The following is a 17,974-nucleotide window of genomic DNA, read 5'->3' as shown; positions in this document are numbered from 1 at the left end:
CTCATGCCGGTAGCCATTGGTCGTGGCGGCCTGATAAGCTCGCGGCTTTACTCGATTGCCCTTTAGGCGCATGAACAAGGAAATAGCATGAAACAGCATCGGTTGGCGGCGGCGGTGGCCCTGGTTGGCCTGGTACTTGCGGGTTGTGATTCGCAGACCAGCGTAGAGCTGAAAACCCCGGCGCAAAAAGCTTCCTACGGTATCGGCCTGAACATGGGCAAAAGCCTGGCTCAGGAAGGCATGGATGACCTGGATTCCAAAGCGGTAGCCCAGGGCATCGAAGATGCCGTCGGCAAGAAAGAACAGAAGCTGAAAGATGAAGAGTTGGTCGAAGCCTTCGCCGCACTGCAAAAGCGTGCTGAAGAACGTTTGACCAAGATGAGCGAAGAGTCGGCAGCCGCCGGCAAGAAATTCCTCGAAGAGAACGGCAAGAAAGCGGGTGTCACCACCACGGCTTCCGGCCTGCAATACGAAGTGGTCAAGAAAGCCGATGGCGCTCAGCCTAAGTCGACCGACGTAGTGACTGTTCATTACACCGGTAAATTGACCAACGGCACCGTTTTCGACAGTTCCGTCGAGCGCGGCAGCCCGATCGATCTGCCGGTCAGCGGTGTGATTCCGGGTTGGGTCGAAGGCCTGCAACTGATGCACGTTGGCGAGAAGTACAAACTGTACATCCCTAGCGAGCTGGCTTACGGCGCCCAAAGCCCAAGCCCGGCGATTCCAGCCAACTCGGTGCTGGTATTCGACCTGGAGCTGCTGGCCATCAAGGATCCAGCAAAACAAGACGCCACCAAGTAATTCGCGTCTGCTCTGAAAACAACGCCTCGCTTATGCGGGGCGTTGTTGCATCTGGGGTTCAGTGGAGGTAAACAAAGCGAACGGATGCGGTACGCTGAAGTCATAGCCAGTGAGGGCGCTCGAGCTAGACGGGCCAGAACGCCAAGTCAATGAAATCTTGGGGTTTTTTTATGTGAGTAAAAAACGCCCGATCTGAGTCAGGCCCTTATGAAACGGGGCTTTCAGCGATGAAATGCAGCTCTGTTCACAAGGTTATCCACAATTTGTGTGGATAACATTTCAGCGGGAGGAACAAATGAAAACGCCCTGGAATTTCGCTCGTTTCCTGCCTCTGGCCGGACGCCTGCTCGCCCGTGGTCGTTTGCCGACCCTGCTGTTCGCGGTTGCCAGCAAAGGTGCCAGCCAGGGTAATCGTCTGGGCAAGCTCAAAGACGATTTGCGCCTGTTGCAAGCTCTCTGCCTCGCTTACTGGCGTGGCGAATACCGGGCCATCAGCCCGAAAGCACTGCTTTCGGTGGTGGCCGGCCTGATGTATTTCCTGAGCCCCATAGATGCAATCCCGGATTTCATCCCGATGTTCGGCATGCTCGACGACATTGCTGTGCTGGCCTGGTTGATGAAGGTCCTCGATGACGAGCTCAACGCCTTCCGCGCCTGGCGCAAGCGCCAGCTGCCGGAGAAGCTTGCGGTAGTCGAACGCTTGCCTGATACCCCCGAACAATTACAGGTGCAGGGCCCGAAAAAAAACTGAGCCAATTCAGAATCCTCCAGATATTCATGCCCCCCCGCGACCTTGGCCGCTGTTAGGATTACACTTCTAAGGAAAAGCGCCGACTCGCTAAGTGTCGTTGTCCTACGGGGTAGTCATGGATATTCAGATAATTACACGCGAAGGCGAACCCGAATATGCGGTTCTGCCATGGGCTCAGTATCAGGCTCTACTGAAAGCAGCAGGCATCAAGCAACAACCACCGCGTGACGCCACAGTGCCTCCCGCGGCGGCACCAGACCAGATTCTTCCGGGTCTGGATCAACTACGCAATTTGCGCGAAGGGAAGGGCATCGCCATTGAGGCGCTCGCCCGCACGGTAGGCATCAGCCCGTCATATCTCGCCTTGATCGAAAGCGGTGAGCGTCAACCCGACGCTGCTATTCGCCGCAGCCTCGCCTGGGAATTGACGGTGCCAGGATGGAGGGATGAATCGTGAGCGTACGCATCAGTCGTCAACATTGGGATGGATTGTTGGGGGAGCTGGATCAGGCGCGTCGTCAGCGCCATCTTTTGACTTATCGGGCGTTGCTGGAGCGTTTGCAGCTACCCACGCCGGCCATGCAAACCTTGACCGCAGCCCTTGAGCACTTGGCCGCGCTGGATGCCAGAGCCGAGCAGCCGTTGCGCAGCTCGTTGGTGATCAGCCAAGGCGCCAGCCGCTTGCCGCGCACCGGCTTCTTCGAATGTGTCGAGCGCCTCGGGCGCTTCTCCGGCCCGTCCGATGGCGTGGCTGCCGCGTCCTGGCATGCCTCGGAAGTGGTACGAGTGTTCGAATACGAGTACCCCGAGTCGGCGGAAGCCTGAGTGTTTTTACGACTCAAGGCGCGGGCCAGTTACTGGCTGGCCCGCCGATTGTTTCACTGGTCATGGTTTGTACGTCAGCCGCGAGGCTGGAGATGGCTCGAGGGCCAGTTCGCCCGTATGGCCAACCTGGGTGATGTCGGCGCCCAGAGCTTCTACGGCCATATTCTGACCTTTCGCGGCGTCGGTCTTGGTGCGCGCGAGGAGGGTGTGCGATTACTGCGCCTGGCCGCGTTGGCGGGGGATGGCAAGGCAGCGTATCAGGTTGGTGTGATCAGCCTGGCCGGTACACCGAGCAAGGCGCCGGATCCGGCTGAAGCGGCTCGCTGGTGGGAAATGGCGGCGAAGGCCGGGCATCCGTTGGCCGAACTCAAATTGAAAGAGTTGGCGTCTCGTGGTTCTACGGATTAAATAATTGTGTGTCTGACAAATTAACGTGGTGAGAGGGAAACCTCTCGCCACGTTTGCGTTTCTGCCTGCTTGTTGATTAATTGAGTGATCATTAGCGAATCGCCCTACATCAACATCATCCTTGCCTGACTTTTTTCCTGATTGAACCCCTGCAAAGTCTCGAGCGTTTATTGCCGGGCAGATCCATCGGAGATTTCCTTCAAGTTGTAGCGGTTTGCATGAACTGGTGCGGAATGCGCTCCATCGATAGTCTTGGGGTTGTCACTGCAAACTCAGTGACAGGGCGTGGAAGCCCTTCTATCGTTAGGCGCATCAAGCGCCACCAGTTCGGCGTTTTTTATCGTCTGTGTTTTATGGTGGCTGTGCGCGGGGCGCTTTCGAGTGCGCCAGGTGCCTAACGTCCTGGTCTTCCACACCTGCGTACAGCCGCCACCTATTGCGTGGAAGTGATTTCTGGCGGCTCCAATCCATACGTTAGGAATCAAACAATGACAGCAATTACCCCTGATCCACCCTACGAAAAACCAATTCCCCACCCCAAAAGCCGCTTCATGGCGCTCACCAGCAACTGCAACGACATGCCCACGCTGTTCGTCGATACCCACGCGCCGCTCGATATTTTGACCGACGCTGCTAGTTATCGAATTCGCGCCGTCACCCAGGTACTTGAGAATCTGTCCATGCGCGGCTCTATCGAGTGCGATTCAATGATACTCAGTGACTTTGCGCTGCTCTGTGCCATTCCGTTACGGGATGGGTGTGATGTGCTGGATGTGATTGGGCGGCGGTTGCGGGCGCGACCTTCGGATGCTGGTTAGCCGAGTATCAGAGCTCAAGAGTTGTGTTGTTTGAGCGGGCGTCTTCGCGAGCAAGCCCGCTCCCACAGGGGTATGTCGAGTCACACAGATTGTGTGCTTCCAGCAAAACCAATGTGGGAGCGGGCTTGCTCGCGAATGCGCCCCATCAATCACCGCTGCCCTATAAGCAATTCATCTTCTCGCCCAGGCACCGCCAGACTATCAATCACATGCACGCTATACCCCGGCACATTCTTCGCGTGGTGTTTGGCCTGTGAGGCCATCTCTGCCAACTGGCTCGCGTCGAGTTGTCCGCAGGCCTGTGGATGCAAATGCACCACGCCGATGGACAGTGACAGCAACGGAAACTCTTGTCTTATGCCCTGACGATTAGGGGCGATGAAGCAGCCGGCTTCCAGGTGTTCGCTGCGGTAAAAGCGGCGACATTGGCTGTGGAAGTCGTCCAGCAGTTGATTCAGGCGTTTGCGCCAGTCTTCCGGGCCGAGGACCAGCAGGAAGTCGTCGCCGCCGATATGGCCGACGAAGTCGCGGGAAGGGTCGACGCGGTCGTTCAGGCATTGCGCCAGGCACAGTAGGACTTCATCCCCGCGACCGTAGCCGTAGATGTCGTTGAAGGGTTTAAAGCTATCGATGTCCACGTAGCAGATCACCGATTCCCGTTCCTGTTGCAGCAGGCGTGTCAGGCATTGCTGGATCGGCACGTTGCCCGGTAGCAGGGTCAGCGGGTTGGCGTAGCGGGCTTGCTGGATTTTCAGTTCGGTAATCAGCTTGAGCACGTCGATCACTCGGCCCAGCCCCAGATAGCCGCCGTTGAGGGTGATGATGAAGTCTTCTTCGATACGCTGGCGCGCGCGGCTGGTGATCAAGCGACTGACCTGTTGCAGCGACTGGCTGAGCTCCACGGCGAGGAAGTCGTCGCTCATCAAGCGGCTGATGGGCTTGCGGGCAAACAGGTCGGTGGCAAAGGGCTTGAGCAGGGCGTCCGAGAGTGAATGACGGTGGACAATGCCGCAGGGCTGGCCCTGTTCGTCAAGCACCGCCAGGGAGTTCAGGTTGGCCTGGCGGCGGAAGGCTTCCAGCACGGTGGCGGTCGGGGTGGCGCTGGTCACCGCCGGCTGGTCGTTGAGCAGGGCGCTGAGGTCACTGACTTCCTCATTCAGTATCGCGGCGACGCTGTTTGGTTTGGGAATGAAACTTCGGGCATCGCGGGGCGGATGCTCCTGGGGCCGGCAGAGCAGATAACCTTGCAGCAGATCAACGCCCATCTCAGTCAACACCGCCAGTTCTTCCGGCAATTCGATGCCTTCGGCGATCACTTTTGCCCGGGAAGCCTTGGCGATCTGCAGAATCGAGCCGACGAACTCACGCTTGAGCGCGTCCTGATGAATACCGTCGATAAAGTGCCGATCGATCTTGACGTAATCCGGGCGCAACTCGGACCAGAGCCGCAAGCTCGAATAGCCGGCACCCAGATCATCCAGTGCAATGGAGAAGCCCATTGCCCGATAGTGATGCAGGGCGGTTTGCAGCAACTGGAAATCGTCGGTCGGGGTCTGTTCGGTGAGTTCGATCACCACCTGGCTCGGTGGTATGCCGAAATCCTGCAGCAGTTGCAAAGTGCGTCCGGGTTGATGCGCTGCTTCGAGCAGGGATTCCGGGGACACATTGAGGAAGAGTTTGCCGGGCAGTTGCTGTTCATTGAAACATCGGCAAGCACTTTGACGGCAAGCGATCTCCAGTTCGCTGAGGCGACCGGCCTGGCGAGCTACCGCGAACAGGGCGATGGGGGAGTGCAGCGGACTGTTGGAGGGGCCACGGCTGAGGGCTTCGTAACCGATGATGCATCGTTCGGAGAGGGAAATAATCGGCTGGAACAGGCTGTGCAAACCGCTTTGAGTCAGTATCGAGCTCAAGGCACTCAGCTGTTCGGTTGTGGTCATGGTGTTCTCTGGCGATAAAAAAAGGACCGAGTGCAATGTGCACTCAGGTCCTTTATTTCACGACAGAATGATGACTGTTTGATGACGCTTCGGGGAGCGTCAACATTAAATTGCCATCATCTTGCTTGTAACAACTTAGTGCTTGGCAACCGCGGTGTTGAGTTTCAAGTAATCCAGCAGAATCCGCCCGGTCTCGCTCAGATAAGCATCGTCTTCTGGCTTGGTCTTGTCCGGCTCGGCCGCGAGGGCATCTTCGTCTTCTTTCTTCAGCTCTTTGAGCGGCTCTTCGCCTTTGGCCTTGCGACGGATGTTTTCCATGACCAGTTGCTTGGCTTCGATATCGGCATGTTGTGCGCGACGCTCGCCTTCATTGAGGCTGACGGTTTTTTCGCTCATCAACTTCTGCGCCAGGGCCAGTTTGTCGCGGATGAAGACAAACTCCGCGTCTTTGGCCGTGCGCACGTCATGCTCGGACTTGAGCTGCGTGATGTACGGTTTGAACGGGTCAAGTGCAGGCTTGATGGCCGCACGAATGGTGTCCCACGGCATGGCTTCCGGCAGGGCGCTTTCACCGATTTCCTTGGTGTCGATGATCGACGGGTAATCGATGTCCGGCAAGACGCCCTGGTGCTGGGTGCTCTGACCGGAAACCCGGTAGAACTTGGCCAGGGTCAGTTTCAGTTCGCCATGGTTCAGCGGCTGAATGGTCTGCACAGTGCCTTTACCGAAGGTCTGGCCGCCGATGATCAGCGCGCGGTGGTAGTCCTGCATGGCGCCGGCGAAAATCTCCGAAGCCGAGGCGGACAAACGGTTGACCAGTAACGCCATCGGGCCTTTGTAGAACGCTCCCGGGTTTTCATCTTCCAGAACATCGACCCGACCGTCGGCGTTACGCACCAGTACCGTCGGACCTTTGTCGATGAACAGGCTGGTCAGCTCGGTGGCTTCCTGCAAGGAACCGCCGCCGTTGTTGCGCAGGTCGATGACCACGCCGTCGACCTTGTCTTTCTGCAGCTCGGTCAGCAGCTTCTTGACGTCGCGGGTGGTGCTCTTGTAGTCCGGATCGCCGGCACGGAAGGCCTTGAAGTCCAGGTAGAAGGCCGGGATCTCGATGACGCCGAGCTTGTAGTCCTTGCCATCCTGCTTGAGGTTGAGGACCGACTTCTTCACCGCCTGGTCTTCGAGCTTCACCGCTTCGCGGGTGATCGGCACGATCTTGGTGGTCTGGTCGTTCGGCGCATTGCTGGCCGGGATCACTTCCAGGCGCACCACGGTACCTTTCGGCCCACGAATCAGTTTGACCACTTCGTCCAGGCGCCAGCCGACCACGTCGACCATCTCTTTGTTGCCCTGGGCCACGCCGATGATCTTGTCGGCCGGTGCAACCTGCTTGGTCTTGTCGGCCGGGCCGGCAGGCACCAGGCGCACGACTTTCACTTGATCGTTATCGCTCTGCAACACGGCGCCGATACCCTCGAGGGACAGGCTCATGTTGATGTCGAAGTTCTCCGCGTTATCCGGCGACAGATAGTTGGTGTGCGGGTCGTAGGACATGGCGAAGGTGTTGATGTACGCCTGGAAGATGTCTTCCGCACGGGTCTGGTCCAGACGCGTCAGCTGATTCTTGTAACGCTTGGTCAGGGTTTCCTGAATCTGCTTCGACTCTTTGCCGGAGATCTTCATCCGCAGCACTTCGTCCTTGACGCGTTTGCGCCACAGGTCGTCCAGTTCGGCGGTGGTCTTGAGCCAAGGGGCATCCTTGCGATCGACCAGCAAGGTTTCCTTGGCGGTGAAGTCGATCTTGTCGACGCCCTTGTTCAGCTCGGCAAGGGCAAAGTCCAGACGCGCCTTGACGCGGTCCAGGTAGCGCTTATAGATGGTGAACCCGGCGTTCAGGTCGCCGCTTTTGAGGAAGTCGTCAAACTGGGTTTTCCATTTGTCGAATTCGGCAATATCGCTGGCCATGAAGTAGCTGCGCGAGGGATCCAGCAGCTTGATATAGCTGTCGTAGATGATCACGGAGCGCGCATCGTCGAGCGGTGGTTTGCTGTAATGGTGACGCTTGAGCAATTCGACGACGTTCAGACTGGCGATTACTTCGTCACGATCGGGCTGAAGCTTATCCCAGCTGTTGGCTGCGAACGAATTGCTCGACATCGGCAAAAGACCGAGGCCAATGACAAGAGCGAGGGCGGTGCTGGGGAGCAGATGCTTCATGCTGATTCGACGCGGTGACAATTGATAACGCATATTAGGCCGTCTTTGAAGTCGCCGGATCCACAAGGACCGGTCGCATAATGCAAAAAGCCCGACGCTACAGCTTCGGGCTCAGTCCAGACTCACTATGGAGGCACTGTGAAAGCATTGCAAGGCGTTGAGGGGCGAGTGGAGTGGGTTGAAGAGCCGAGTCCTGCGTGTGATGTAGGACAAGTTCGCATCCGAGTAGCGGCAGCAGGACTCAATCGCGCCGATTTGTTACAGAAAGCAGGGCTTTATCCGCCACCACCGGGGGCCAGTCAAGTACTGGGTCTTGAGTGTTCGGGGGTGATCAGCGAGGTTGGTCCGGGCTCGTCCTGGCAGGTCGGCGATCGGGTTTGCGCCTTGCTGGCCGGGGGAGGGATGGCCGAAGAGGTAGTTGTCGACGGACGGCATGTGTTACCGGTTCCCGAAGGTTTGTCCCTGGCCGAGGCTGCGGCGTTGCCGGAAGTGTATGCGACCGTTTGGCTGAATTTGTTTCAGCTGGCGGCGCTCAAACCGGGTGAGAAAGTTCTCCTGCACGCCGGAGCGAGTGGAATCGGTTCAGCGGCCATTCAGCTATGCAAAGCGTTTGGTAATCCGTGCTGGGTCAGCGTCGGTTCCGCCGAGCGTCTGGCCTACTGTGAAGCGTTGGGCGCGCAGGGTGGAGTGGTGCGCAACGACGATCTGGATAGCTTGAACGATCTTGGGCCGTTCGACGTGATCCTCGATCCGGTGGGTGGCAATTACGCGGCGTTGAACCTCAAGCTGCTGGCTCGCGATGGTCGTTGGGTGCTGATCGGTTTGATGGGCGGTCGGGAGGCTCAGTTGGATCTGGCGCAGGTACTGGTCAAGCGTGTGCAACTGCTGGGTTCGACCCTGCGCAATCGCGACGAGCAGTTCAAGGCCGACTTGTTCAGCGATCTTGGCCAGCATGTCTGGCCGCTGTTTGCCGAAGGACGTTTGAGCCCGCAACTGGCCAGGGCATTTGCGATCAAGGATGCCGAAGCAGCGTTTACGGAACTGGCGACTAATAAGGTTTCCGGCAAACTGGTGTTGGTGATCGACGAAAGCCTCACCTAAACCCTGTGGGAGCGGGCTTGCTCGCGAAGGCGGTGTGTCAGTCGACATCAATGTTGAATGACACACCGCCTTCGCGAGCAAGCCCGCTCCCACATTGGTTCCTGGTTACTTCCAGATATGGATCGGCCAGCCGGCTTTTTCGGCGTGTTCGAGCAGGACCGGATCCGGGTTCACCACGTGTGGGAAATCCACCTTCAGCAGCAGCGGCAAGTCATTGCGTGAGTCCGAATAGAAACTCGCGCCCTCCAGGTTTTCCTCTTCCGCATCCAGCCATTCCAGCAACCGGGTGATCTTGCCCTCGCGGTAGGTCAGGGTGCCAACGGTGTTGCCGCTGTACACCCCGTGCAGCAGTTCCAGTTCGATGCCGAGAATCTCGTCGATGCCCAAGCGGTCGGCAATTGGCTTGACCAAATGCGTGCCCGAGGCCGAGATCACCAGAATCCGGTCGCCGGCCTTGCGGTGGGCGGCAATGGCTTTGGTGGCGTCGCTGAAGATGATTGGCTCGATGAAGTCTTCCACCCAAGGCGCCACCAAGTGTTCGACCTCTTCCGGTGTGCGGCCGATCATCGGCTCCAGGCTGAAGGTCATGTAATCCTCCATGCGCAACTTGCCGTGACTGTAAGCGTCCATCAGTTCGTTGTTCTGACGCATGAACGACTCGGGATCGACCCAGCCCAGGCGGCCCATTTGCTCGCTCCAGAGGGTGGCGCAGTCGCCGTGGATCAGGGTTTCGTCCAGATCAAAAATTGCCAGGGCCATCAGTGCAGTTCTCTCTTCAACATCAGCAAAGGCATCAGGCTACCTCACACAGGGCCGTCGGATCGATGGAAAGCGCCAGGCGCTGACCATCGGGATGCAGGTCGGCCGCCGAGCGGTTCAGCACATCCACCACCAATTCCACGCCTCGGGCTTCGACCCGGTAGCGAATCACGTTGCCCAACAGGCTGTGGCTGCGAATCTGCGCGTCGAGTTCGCCGTTGAGGCTCAGTTCGATGGCTTCCGGGCGAATGGCGAGGCGATGGGTGATCGGTCGTTGCAGCAGTTTGCTGGCGCTGTCGGCGTCCAGCAGGTTGTAGTTACCAATGAAGCCTGCGGCAAAAACATCGACTGGCGCGGTATAAAGGGTTTCGGCATCGCCGCTCTGTACGATCTTTCCCTCATTCATCAGGAAGATTCGATCAGACATGGTCAGGGCTTCTTCCTGATCGTGAGTGACGAATATCGTGGTCAGCCCCAGTTCGCGCTGGATCTGACGGATCTGTTCGCGCAGATGCTTGCGAATCCGCGCATCCAATGCCGACAGCGGCTCATCCAGCAACAACAACCGAGGCCGGGTCACCAGCGAGCGAGCCAGCGCCACACGCTGGCATTGGCCGCCGGACAATTGATGTGGGTAACGGGCGGCGAAGTCATTGAGTTCCACCAGTGTCAGCACTTCGGCGACGCGCTTGTGGCTGTCGTCGGCGTTGACCTTCTGCATGCGCAAGCCGAAGGCGACGTTCTGCTCCACGGTCATGTTCGGGAACAGCGCATAACTCTGAAACACCATGCCGATCCCGCGTTTTTGCGGGCTCAGCGGGACGAGGTCCTGACCTTCCAGCAGGATCTTGCCGCCATCCACCGACGTCAGACCGGCGATGCAACGCAGCAGGGTGGACTTGCCGCAACCGGACGGGCCGAGGAGGGTGACGAATTCGCCTTTCTTGACTTCGCAGTTGATGTCGCTGAATACCGTTGTTCCAGAATAATTTTTTTGAAGATGTTGGACGCTGACATAGCTCATTCGCTTTTGTCCTTGTTCAAGATATTGGCCGCCCAGGTCAGAACCAGCACAAAGAAGAAGTAGGAGATCACCACCGCGCTGGTGAAGTGGCCGCTGCTGTTACGCATGTTGTTGAGGTAGACCTGCAGGGTTTCGTAGCGGGTGCCGACCAGAATATTGGCGAACACGAACTCACCGAACAGGAACGAGAACGACAGCAGCAACGCCACCATCAGACCTTTGCGCAAGTTCGGCAGCACCACCAGGAATGCCGCCTGCCAAGTGCTGGCACCGAGCAGTTGCGCGGCGTCCATCAGGTCGCGCAGGTTGATCGCTTGCAGGTTGTTGGTGATCGCCCGGTACATGAACGGCAGCGCCACGGTGAAGTAGCAACCGATCAGAATCCACGGCGTGCCGACCATCGCGAACGGCCCCGAACCGTAGAGCTGCAGCAGCCCCACCGACGACACCACCGGCGGCACCGCGAAGGGCAGCAGGATCAGAATGTTCATCAATGCGTCGAGTTTCGGGAAGTGGTAATGCACCACGAACAGCAGCGGCAGAATCAGCACCACCGACAGAATCAACGAGCCGACACAGACCAGCAATGACTGACCGAACGCGTTGAGAAAGCGCGGATCGCTCCACAGCTGGATGTACCACTTGAAGGTAAAACCGCTGGGCATAATCGTCGCGGACCAACTGCTGGAGATCGAGTAGATCAGCGTTCCGATCAGCGGCAACAGCAGAATGGCAAACAGCAAATACACCACGACGCGGTGATAGACACCGACGGGGCCCAGTTCAGCGCGAGACATGGTAGCTCCTCTTCAACAGCAACTGATGCACGATGGTCACAACGGTCATCAACGCCACCAGCACCACAGCCAGGGCACTGGCCAGGTTCGGGTCGAGAGAAATGTCGCCGGAAACCATCGCTGCGATGCGGATCGGCAACACGTTGAAGTTGCCGGTGGTCAGGGCGTAGACCGTGGCATACGCGCCGAGGGCGTTGGCCAACAGGATTACGAATGTGCCCAGCAGCGCCGGGGTCAGCACCGGCAAACCGATATGCCGCCAGAACTGCCAGCCATTCGCACCGAGCAATTCGGCAGATTCACGCCAGTCTTCGCGCAAGGCGTCGAAAGCCGGGTAGAGCAGCAGCACGCCCAAGGGAATTTGGAAGTAGGTATAGAGAATGATCAGCCCGGTTTTCGAGTACAGGTTGAAGTCCTGAATAATCCCGGCCTGTTTGAGCATGATGGTGATGCTGCCGTTGAAACCCAGCAAAATGATGAACGCGAAGGCCAGGGGTACGCCGGAGAAGTTGCTGGTCATGTTGGCGAAGGCGTTGACGAAGTTGCGCAGTTTCGAATCGACCCGGCGCAAGGAGTAGGCGCCGAGTATGGCGATGATGATGCCGAACACGCTGGACCAGAAACTGATCTCAAGGCTGTGCTGGATCGCCTGCAAATAGAACTTCGAGTTGAAGATTTTGCTGAAGTTGGCCAGGCCCCAGCCGAACTCTTCCGATTGCAGGCTATTGATCATTATCCAGAGCAGCGGGGCGATCTGGAACACGAAGAAGAAAATCGCGAAAGGCACCAGGCACAGAACGGCCAGCCATTTACCGCGGGTCATGGTGTTCACTTGAGCAGCTCCCGGCACACAGGTTTGTCGTGGGGCACGCCCAGCAGTTCGCAGACAGTGCCGCAGATTTCGGTCTGTTTCGGTGCGGCGTTCTTGTTGAGGCTGAAAGCATCGCCGAGGACGAACAGCGGCACTTCGCGTTCTTCGGGCAGCAGGCCGTTGTGCGAGCGGTCGTTGTTCATGCCGTGGTCGGCCGTCACCAGCACCTGGTAACCGGCGTCCAGCCAGCCTTGCAGATAGTCAGCCAGGATGATGTCGGCCGAGCGAGCGCTATTGCGATACTGCGGGGTGTCGAGGCCGTGCTTGTGCCCGGCGTCGTCGATGTTCATGGGGTGGACCAATAAAAAGTTTGGTGCGTGGCGCAGGCGCAGGTTTTCCGCGTCGGCGAACAGGTGCGAGTCCGGGTAGTGGTCGCTCCAGTAGAAATGACCGTGCTGGATCGGCAGTTTGGGGTCGTCGGTGTGACGGTCCCGGGCAGCTACGAACGGCGAACGGTTATACAACTCGCTGACCCAGTGATAGGCCGCGGCCGCGGTTGTAAGGCCCGCGTCGGTGGCGTAATGGTAGATGCTGCGCTGGTTGGACAGGCGTGAGACGTTGTTGTGAACGATGCCGCTGTCGATCGGCGTAATGCCGGTCAGGATGCATTCGTAAAGTGGTCGGGACAGGGCCGGCAGTTCGCACTCCAGTTTGTAGAGTGCCGCGCGTCCTGCGCCAACATAAGCCTGCAGATGCCCCATGGCGTGGCGCGCGACTTCGTAATTGAGGCCGTCGAGCACGACAAGGATGACGTTGTGCTTCATAGGGCTGGGACTCCGCGAAAACAGATGATTCAAGTACGCAACCAATCCCTTGTGGGAGCGGGCTTGCTCGCGAAGGCGGACTGTCAGCCAACATCAATGTTGAATGTCAGTCCCTCTTCGCGAGCAAGCCCGCTCCCACATTGGATCTCCATCAGATCCCCGAATGGGGATCTACCGCCTTACGGCATGTTGATAATGACTTCTTCCTGCCACTTCTGCGGCAGCGACTTGGAGGTCTTTTCCCACGCGTCGGCGTCTTTGATCGGCGTGACCTTTTTGTACTGCTCGTTAGGCAGCAGCTTGGTCTTCACGTCTTCCGGCAGTTTGATGTGCTCGGCGCGGATCGGACGGGCGTTGCCTTTCGCCAGGTTGATTTGGCCGGCATCGCTGAAGATGTACTCGCGGGTCAGCTTGGCGGCGTTCGGGTTCTTGGCGTATTTGTTGATGATGGTGGTGTAACCGGAAATCACCGAGCCGTCGGACGGAATCAGCACGGTGTAATCATCCGGATTCGCCATCTTGGCCTTGTAGCTCAAACCGTTGAAGTCCCAGACCACGCCGACTTCGATTTCACCCTTTTCCATGGTGGCGATCGTCGGGTTGGCCATGGACAAGCGACCTTGCTTGGCGATGTCAGCGAACAGCAACAGGGCTGGCTGAATGTTTTTCTCGTCACCACCGTTGGCGAGGGCGGCGGCCAGTACACCGTTGGCCGCCTGGGCCGCGGTGCTGACGTCACCGATAGAGACTTTGTACTTGCCAGTCTTGAGGTCGGCCCATTTGGTCGGTGCTTCAGAACCGTGCAGCAGTTTTTTGTTGACGATAAACGCGATGGTGCCGGTGTAGGCCAGCGCCCAGTTACCGTCCTTGTCCTTGGCCCAATCGGGAATCTGGTCCCAGGTAGTTGGCTTATAAGGTTGCACCACACCCTGCTTGACCGCGATCGGGCCGAAGGCGGCGCCGACGTCGCCGATATCGGCGCTGGCGTTGTCTTTTTCCGCGGCGAACTTGGCGATTTCCTGGGCCGAGCTCATGTCGGTGTCGATGTGTTTCAGGCCATATTTCTTGGCCAGGTCTTCCCAGGTGCCTTTCCAGTTGGCCCAGTCATCGGGCATGCCGACGCTGTTGACTGCGCCTTCCGCTTTCGCAGCGGCTTCCAGGGTTTTCAGATCATCCGCCGCCATGGCGGTGGTGCACAGGGCAATGGTCGAGCCTAACAGTGATGCCAGGAAAAACTGTTTCATCCGAAGCTCCTTTGGGCGTTTTCAACGCTGCGATTGCGGTTGTGTTGGTCTAGGTCAGCAATACCTGAGCCAATTTAGGCGGATTGGATGACATTTTAATGTCGACGACCGGTCGGCCTGAATTTTCTGCGCTCGGATACGCGGGGTGCGAGATAAGCGTAGACCATGGCTAAAAGGCTTATATGAAAGGGACTTGGCCATAAAATTGCAGGTGTCTGGCGCGACCGTTCGGCGGCTTTGTCATCTGTCAGTCATATGCAGTGCCTAGGCTTGCAGGCAGTTGAGGGAACCGATTTGAATGGCGGTTCTGCCCTGAATCAGTGCTGGTCTAGTCCAGATAGGTAACGTTGATGCGCATCGAGACAACCAAAGCGGTGACAGCCATCGGGCAGGTTCTGCAGGAACAGCTCGACCATGGCCTGTTGGCGCCCGGAAGCAAGTTGCCGGCGGAGCGCAAGCTCAGTGAGTTGTTCGGTACCACGCGGATCACCGTGCGCGAGGCTTTATTGCAGTTGGAGGCTCAGGGCCAGATTTATCGTGAGGAACGGCGCGGCTGGTTCGTGTCGCCACCGCGGCTGGCTTATAACCTGATGCAGCGCAGCCACTTTCACGCGATGGTCAGTGCCCAGGGACGGGTGCCATCCACCGAGGTGATTTCGGCGCGGTTGCAGCCGGCGTCGGCGGCGGTGTGTGCCTGGTTGCAGTTGCCGGCGCTATCGAGCGTGATCCAGATCTGCCGCTCGCGACGGATTGACGGGCGATTGGTGCTGTATGTGGAGCACTACCTCAATCCGCAGTTTTTTCCGGGGATTCTGGACTTCGATTTGAATCAGTCGATGACCGAATTGTATGCACGGCATTACGACTTGCATTACGGGCGGGTGCGCTTCGAGATGGTGCCGACGGCATTGTCGGTGGACGCGGCGGCGGCTTTGCGGGTGTCGGTGGGCAGCCCGGGGTTGCGGATTGCGCGGGTCAATTACGATCAGCATGAACGACTGATCGATTGCGACCTGGAGTTTTGGCGCCATGATGCGATTCATGTCGGGGTGGATGTGGTTTGATTCTTTGATCTTCCGTAGGAGCGGGCCCGCGGCCTCGGGAGGTACGACCCCGTAAAAATCAATGCGAGCCAGGCGCGAGAATTTATTCGTTGAGTTTGGCGAGAATCTTGTAAATCACGGTGGCGAGGATCATCAGCATGCCGACCCACATCGCGAACACGCCCGCGTTCTTGTCGCGAAAGTTGAAGCCGATGGCCAGCATGATCATCCCGGAAAGAATCGGGATCAGCATGGCGTGAAACGAAGACATCGAGATCATGGTGACAGCCTTGTCGGAGAGGGGGTACTGGAAGTCTAGGCGGCTTTCGGACGAGCGGAGGTGATGGAGATCATTGTGGCGAGGGAGCTTGCTCCCGTTGGGCTGCGAAGCGGCCCCAAAGAAGGAACTGCTGCGCAGTTCAACGGGAGCAAGCTCCCTCGCCACAAAAGTTACTTTTTAATCACCAAGGACTACGGCAATTCGCGGCAGGTGTAGAACGCGCTCAGCACTTTGACCAGGTGCGCCAGGTCATGGCTGCCGCACAGCTCGCGGATCGAGTGCATGGCGAATGTCGGCAAACCGATGTCCACGGTGCGCACGCCCAAGTGGCTGGCGGTGATCGGGCCGATGGTCGAGCCGCAGCCCATGTCGCTGCGCACCACGAAGCTCTGCACCGGTACTTCTTCGGCCATGCACAAATGGCGGAAGAACCCGGCGGTTTCGCTGTTGGTGGCGTAGCGCTGGTTGCTGTTGACCTTGATCACCGGGCCGGCGTTGAGTTTCGGGCCGTGGTTGGCATCATGCTTGTCGGCATAATTCGGGTGCACGCCGTGGGCGTTGTCGGCGGAGACCAGCAGGGATTTCTGAATGGTGCGTACGAATTCATCGCCTTCGGGCAACAGACGGCGCAGGGTTTGCTCAAGCATTGGACCGTCGGCGCCACAGGCCGAGCAGGAACCGACTTCTTCGTGATCGTTGCAGACCAGCACACAGGTTTCGTCGGTTTCGGCCGTCAGCAATGCTTGCAGGCCGGCGTAGCACGACAGCAAATTATCCAGACGCGCACCCGCAATGAAATCGCCGTGCAGGCCAATGACTGCGGCGCTTTGGGTGTCGTAGAAGCTCAGCTCGTAATCGAGCACCACGTCAGCGTTCAGGCCGTGTTCGCGTGCCAGCTGATCGGTGAGCACGGCGCGGAAGTCCACGCGCTCGTCACCGGCGAATTGCGCGAGGATCGGCGGCAGTTCGGTCTGGGCATTGATCGCCCAGCCCATGTTGGCTTCGCGGTTGAGGTGAATGGCCAGGTTCGGAATGGTCGCGATCGGTGCCTTGAAGTCGATCAACTGGCTCTCGACCTTGCCATCACGGCGGAACGTCACGCGGCCGGCCAGAGACAGATCACGGTCGAACCACGGCGCCAGCAGTGCACCGCCATAGACTTCGACGCCCAGTTGCCAGAAGCCCTGACGTTGCAGTTCCGGTTGGGGTTTGACCCGCAGGCACGGGCTATCGGTGTGCGCGCCGACCAGGCGAATACCGCCGTGCAGCGGCGAGTGGCGACCCATTTTGATCGCGACGATCGAAGAGTCGTTACGGGTGACGTAATAACGACCGTTGGCTTCGGTGGTCCATGGCTCGCGCTCGTCGAGGCGCATAAAACCGGCCGCTTCCAGACGCTGAACAAGGCTGGCGGTGGCATGGAACGGGGTAGGGGAGGCCTTGAGGAAGTCGATCAGGCCTTGGTTCAACTCTTCGCGCATAAGTAGCTCCAGACAGCAGTGGCGCCAGTTTAACGTATTGGTCGCAGAATTGGCGGTGGGCTGCTGCTGGGGTGCACTCGAATCTGTGCCTGCCAGAGATCTCCTTGTGGGAGCGGGCTTGCTCGCGAAAGCGGTGTATCAGGCGACATGGATGTCGACTGGCACTCCCTCTTCGCGAGCAAGCCCGCTCCCACAGGTTGCTCATTGGCCTTAGAACGGTGCAGGGCACTCGAAGCGCAGGCGTTCGCCCGTCTGGGGATGAGTAAAGCTGAGCATGCTCGCGTGCAAACAAAGTCGTGGCCAGGCGGCCAAGGCTTGCTCATGGGCATAGAGCCCATCACCCAACAGCGGGTGGCCGATGGAAAGCATATGCACGCGCAACTGATGGGAACGGCCGGTGATCGGCGTCAGCTCGACGCGGCACCAGTCGCCACAACGCTCCAGCACACGCCAGAAGGTCAAGGCGTGCTTGCCAAACTCGTGGTCCACCACATGGCGTGGCTTGGTCGGCGGGTCGTAGCGCAGGGGCAGATCGATGCTGCCGCTGTCCAGTTCCGGTTGTCCCCAGCACAGGGCGGTGTAGGCTTTTTCGGTTTCGCGGTCGTGAAATTGCCGAGACAGTTCGCGATGGGTATCCGGGTCACGGGCCAGCAGAATGATGCCGGACGTTTCCCAGTCCAGCCGATGGACAATGCGCGCTTCCGGGTAGCCGTTTTCTTGCAGGCGGGTAATCAGGCAGTCCTTGTTGTCATCGGCCCGGCCAGGGACAGAGAGCAACAGGGTCGGTTTGTCCACCACCAGTACGGCGGCGTCCTGATGGATGATGCGGATGTTGGACAACGGCATTAAA

Annotated in this window: 19 protein-coding genes; 8 read left to right on the top strand and 11 right to left on the bottom strand. The window is 58.5% G+C overall.

Going from position 1 to position 17,974, the window contains the following annotated elements; translation table 11 throughout:
- Positions 1–87 precede the first annotated feature (87 nt).
- From IC37_RS16940 to IC37_RS16915, 6 genes are all read left to right on the top strand, one after another.
- Positions 88–801 (top strand): FKBP-type peptidyl-prolyl cis-trans isomerase, encoded by a 714-nt coding sequence (locus IC37_RS16940; RefSeq protein ID WP_030131676.1) that lies wholly within the window; start codon positions 88–90, stop codon positions 799–801.
- 295 nt (positions 802–1,096) lie between these two features.
- Entirely contained in the window at positions 1,097–1,552 is a 456-nt protein-coding gene (locus IC37_RS16935; protein ID WP_030131675.1) for a YkvA family protein, read from the top strand.
- A gap of 115 nt (positions 1,553–1,667) precedes the next feature.
- Positions 1,668–2,009: a helix-turn-helix domain-containing protein gene (locus IC37_RS16930; protein WP_030131674.1), complete on the top strand. Its 342-nt coding sequence runs from the start codon at positions 1,668–1,670 to the stop codon at positions 2,007–2,009.
- Entirely contained in the window at positions 2,006–2,377 is a 372-nt protein-coding gene (locus IC37_RS16925; protein WP_007898892.1) for a hypothetical protein, read from the top strand. The genes IC37_RS16930 and IC37_RS16925 overlap by 4 nt, the downstream gene beginning before the upstream one ends.
- Positions 2,378–2,785 (top strand): SEL1-like repeat protein, encoded by a 408-nt coding sequence (locus IC37_RS16920; protein ID WP_030131673.1) that lies wholly within the window; start codon positions 2,378–2,380, stop codon positions 2,783–2,785.
- A 488-nt stretch (positions 2,786–3,273) separates the two neighbouring features.
- Complete coding sequence (locus IC37_RS16915) at positions 3,274–3,603, top strand: hypothetical protein (protein ID WP_030131672.1); 330 nt, start codon at positions 3,274–3,276, stop codon at positions 3,601–3,603.
- A 149-nt stretch (positions 3,604–3,752) separates the two neighbouring features.
- On the opposite strand, the gene IC37_RS16910 is transcribed toward IC37_RS16915, so the two are convergent.
- Together IC37_RS16910 and IC37_RS16905 are read right to left on the bottom strand one after the other, a co-directional pair.
- The gene (locus IC37_RS16910; RefSeq protein WP_030131671.1) at positions 3,753–5,543 is read right to left on the bottom strand and encodes a bifunctional diguanylate cyclase/phosphodiesterase; all 1,791 of its coding nucleotides are present in this window, start codon (positions 5,541–5,543) and stop codon (positions 3,753–3,755) included.
- A 135-nt stretch (positions 5,544–5,678) separates the two neighbouring features.
- Positions 5,679–7,760, bottom strand: a complete 2,082-nt coding sequence (locus IC37_RS16905) for a carboxy terminal-processing peptidase (RefSeq protein WP_177409408.1) — start codon at positions 7,758–7,760, stop codon at positions 5,679–5,681.
- Positions 7,761–7,898: 138 nt separating this feature from the next.
- On the opposite strand from IC37_RS16905, the gene IC37_RS16900 reads away from it, so the two are divergent.
- Positions 7,899–8,861 (top strand): zinc-binding dehydrogenase, encoded by a 963-nt coding sequence (locus IC37_RS16900; RefSeq protein WP_030131669.1) that lies wholly within the window; start codon positions 7,899–7,901, stop codon positions 8,859–8,861.
- 105 nt (positions 8,862–8,966) lie between these two features.
- Here the strand turns inward: IC37_RS16900 and IC37_RS16895 are convergent, their stop codons facing one another.
- The 6 genes from IC37_RS16895 to IC37_RS16870 form a co-directional block, all read right to left on the bottom strand.
- Positions 8,967–9,620, bottom strand: coding sequence for an HAD family phosphatase (locus IC37_RS16895; RefSeq protein ID WP_030131668.1), 654 nt, complete (start codon positions 9,618–9,620; stop codon positions 8,967–8,969).
- A gap of 34 nt (positions 9,621–9,654) precedes the next feature.
- Positions 9,655–10,644, bottom strand: coding sequence for an ABC transporter ATP-binding protein (locus IC37_RS16890; protein ID WP_030131667.1), 990 nt, complete (start codon positions 10,642–10,644; stop codon positions 9,655–9,657).
- Positions 10,641–11,441 carry an ABC transporter permease gene (locus tag IC37_RS16885; protein ID WP_030131666.1) on the bottom strand — a complete coding sequence of 267 codons (801 nt, stop codon included), beginning with the start codon at positions 11,439–11,441 and terminating at the stop codon, positions 10,641–10,643. The genes IC37_RS16890 and IC37_RS16885 overlap by 4 nt, the downstream gene beginning before the upstream one ends.
- On the bottom strand, positions 11,428–12,264 hold the full coding sequence (locus IC37_RS16880) for an ABC transporter permease subunit (RefSeq protein WP_177409409.1): 837 nt from the start codon (positions 12,262–12,264) through the stop codon (positions 11,428–11,430). Before IC37_RS16880 ends, IC37_RS16885 begins: the two co-directional genes overlap by 14 nt.
- 5 nt (positions 12,265–12,269) lie before the next feature.
- Entirely contained in the window at positions 12,270–13,076 is an 807-nt protein-coding gene (locus IC37_RS16875) for an alkaline phosphatase family protein (RefSeq protein ID WP_030131664.1), read from the bottom strand.
- Between the two features lie 179 nt (positions 13,077–13,255).
- Positions 13,256–14,320 carry an ABC transporter substrate-binding protein gene (locus tag IC37_RS16870; protein ID WP_030131663.1) on the bottom strand — a complete coding sequence of 355 codons (1,065 nt, stop codon included), beginning with the start codon at positions 14,318–14,320 and terminating at the stop codon, positions 13,256–13,258.
- A 350-nt stretch (positions 14,321–14,670) separates the two neighbouring features.
- Here IC37_RS16870 and IC37_RS16865 point away from each other — a divergent pair, with 350 nt between their 5' ends.
- Positions 14,671–15,384: a UTRA domain-containing protein gene (locus IC37_RS16865; protein WP_030131662.1), complete on the top strand. Its 714-nt coding sequence runs from the start codon at positions 14,671–14,673 to the stop codon at positions 15,382–15,384.
- An 82-nt stretch (positions 15,385–15,466) separates the two neighbouring features.
- Here the strand turns inward: IC37_RS16865 and IC37_RS30100 are convergent, their stop codons facing one another.
- The 3 genes from IC37_RS30100 to IC37_RS16855 all read right to left on the bottom strand — a co-directional run bounded on the left by IC37_RS30100 (position 15,467) and on the right by IC37_RS16855 (position 17,970).
- Positions 15,467–15,643: a hypothetical protein gene (locus IC37_RS30100; protein ID WP_008005668.1), complete on the bottom strand. Its 177-nt coding sequence runs from the start codon at positions 15,641–15,643 to the stop codon at positions 15,467–15,469.
- Between the two features lie 191 nt (positions 15,644–15,834).
- The gene (locus tag IC37_RS16860; RefSeq protein WP_030131661.1) at positions 15,835–17,124 is read right to left on the bottom strand and encodes a M18 family aminopeptidase; all 1,290 of its coding nucleotides are present in this window, start codon (positions 17,122–17,124) and stop codon (positions 15,835–15,837) included.
- Between the two features lie 210 nt (positions 17,125–17,334).
- Positions 17,335–17,970: an RluA family pseudouridine synthase gene (locus IC37_RS16855; RefSeq protein WP_030131660.1), complete on the bottom strand. Its 636-nt coding sequence runs from the start codon at positions 17,968–17,970 to the stop codon at positions 17,335–17,337.
- Positions 17,971–17,974: the final 4 nt, after the last annotated feature.

It is taken from the genome of Pseudomonas sp. QTF5 (assembly GCF_000512695.2).
In the GTDB taxonomy this organism is placed as follows: Bacteria; Pseudomonadota; Gammaproteobacteria; order Pseudomonadales; family Pseudomonadaceae; genus Aquipseudomonas.
The sequence above is the reverse complement of the archived record's forward strand: the minus strand, read 5'-3'. Positions and strand labels throughout refer to the sequence as shown.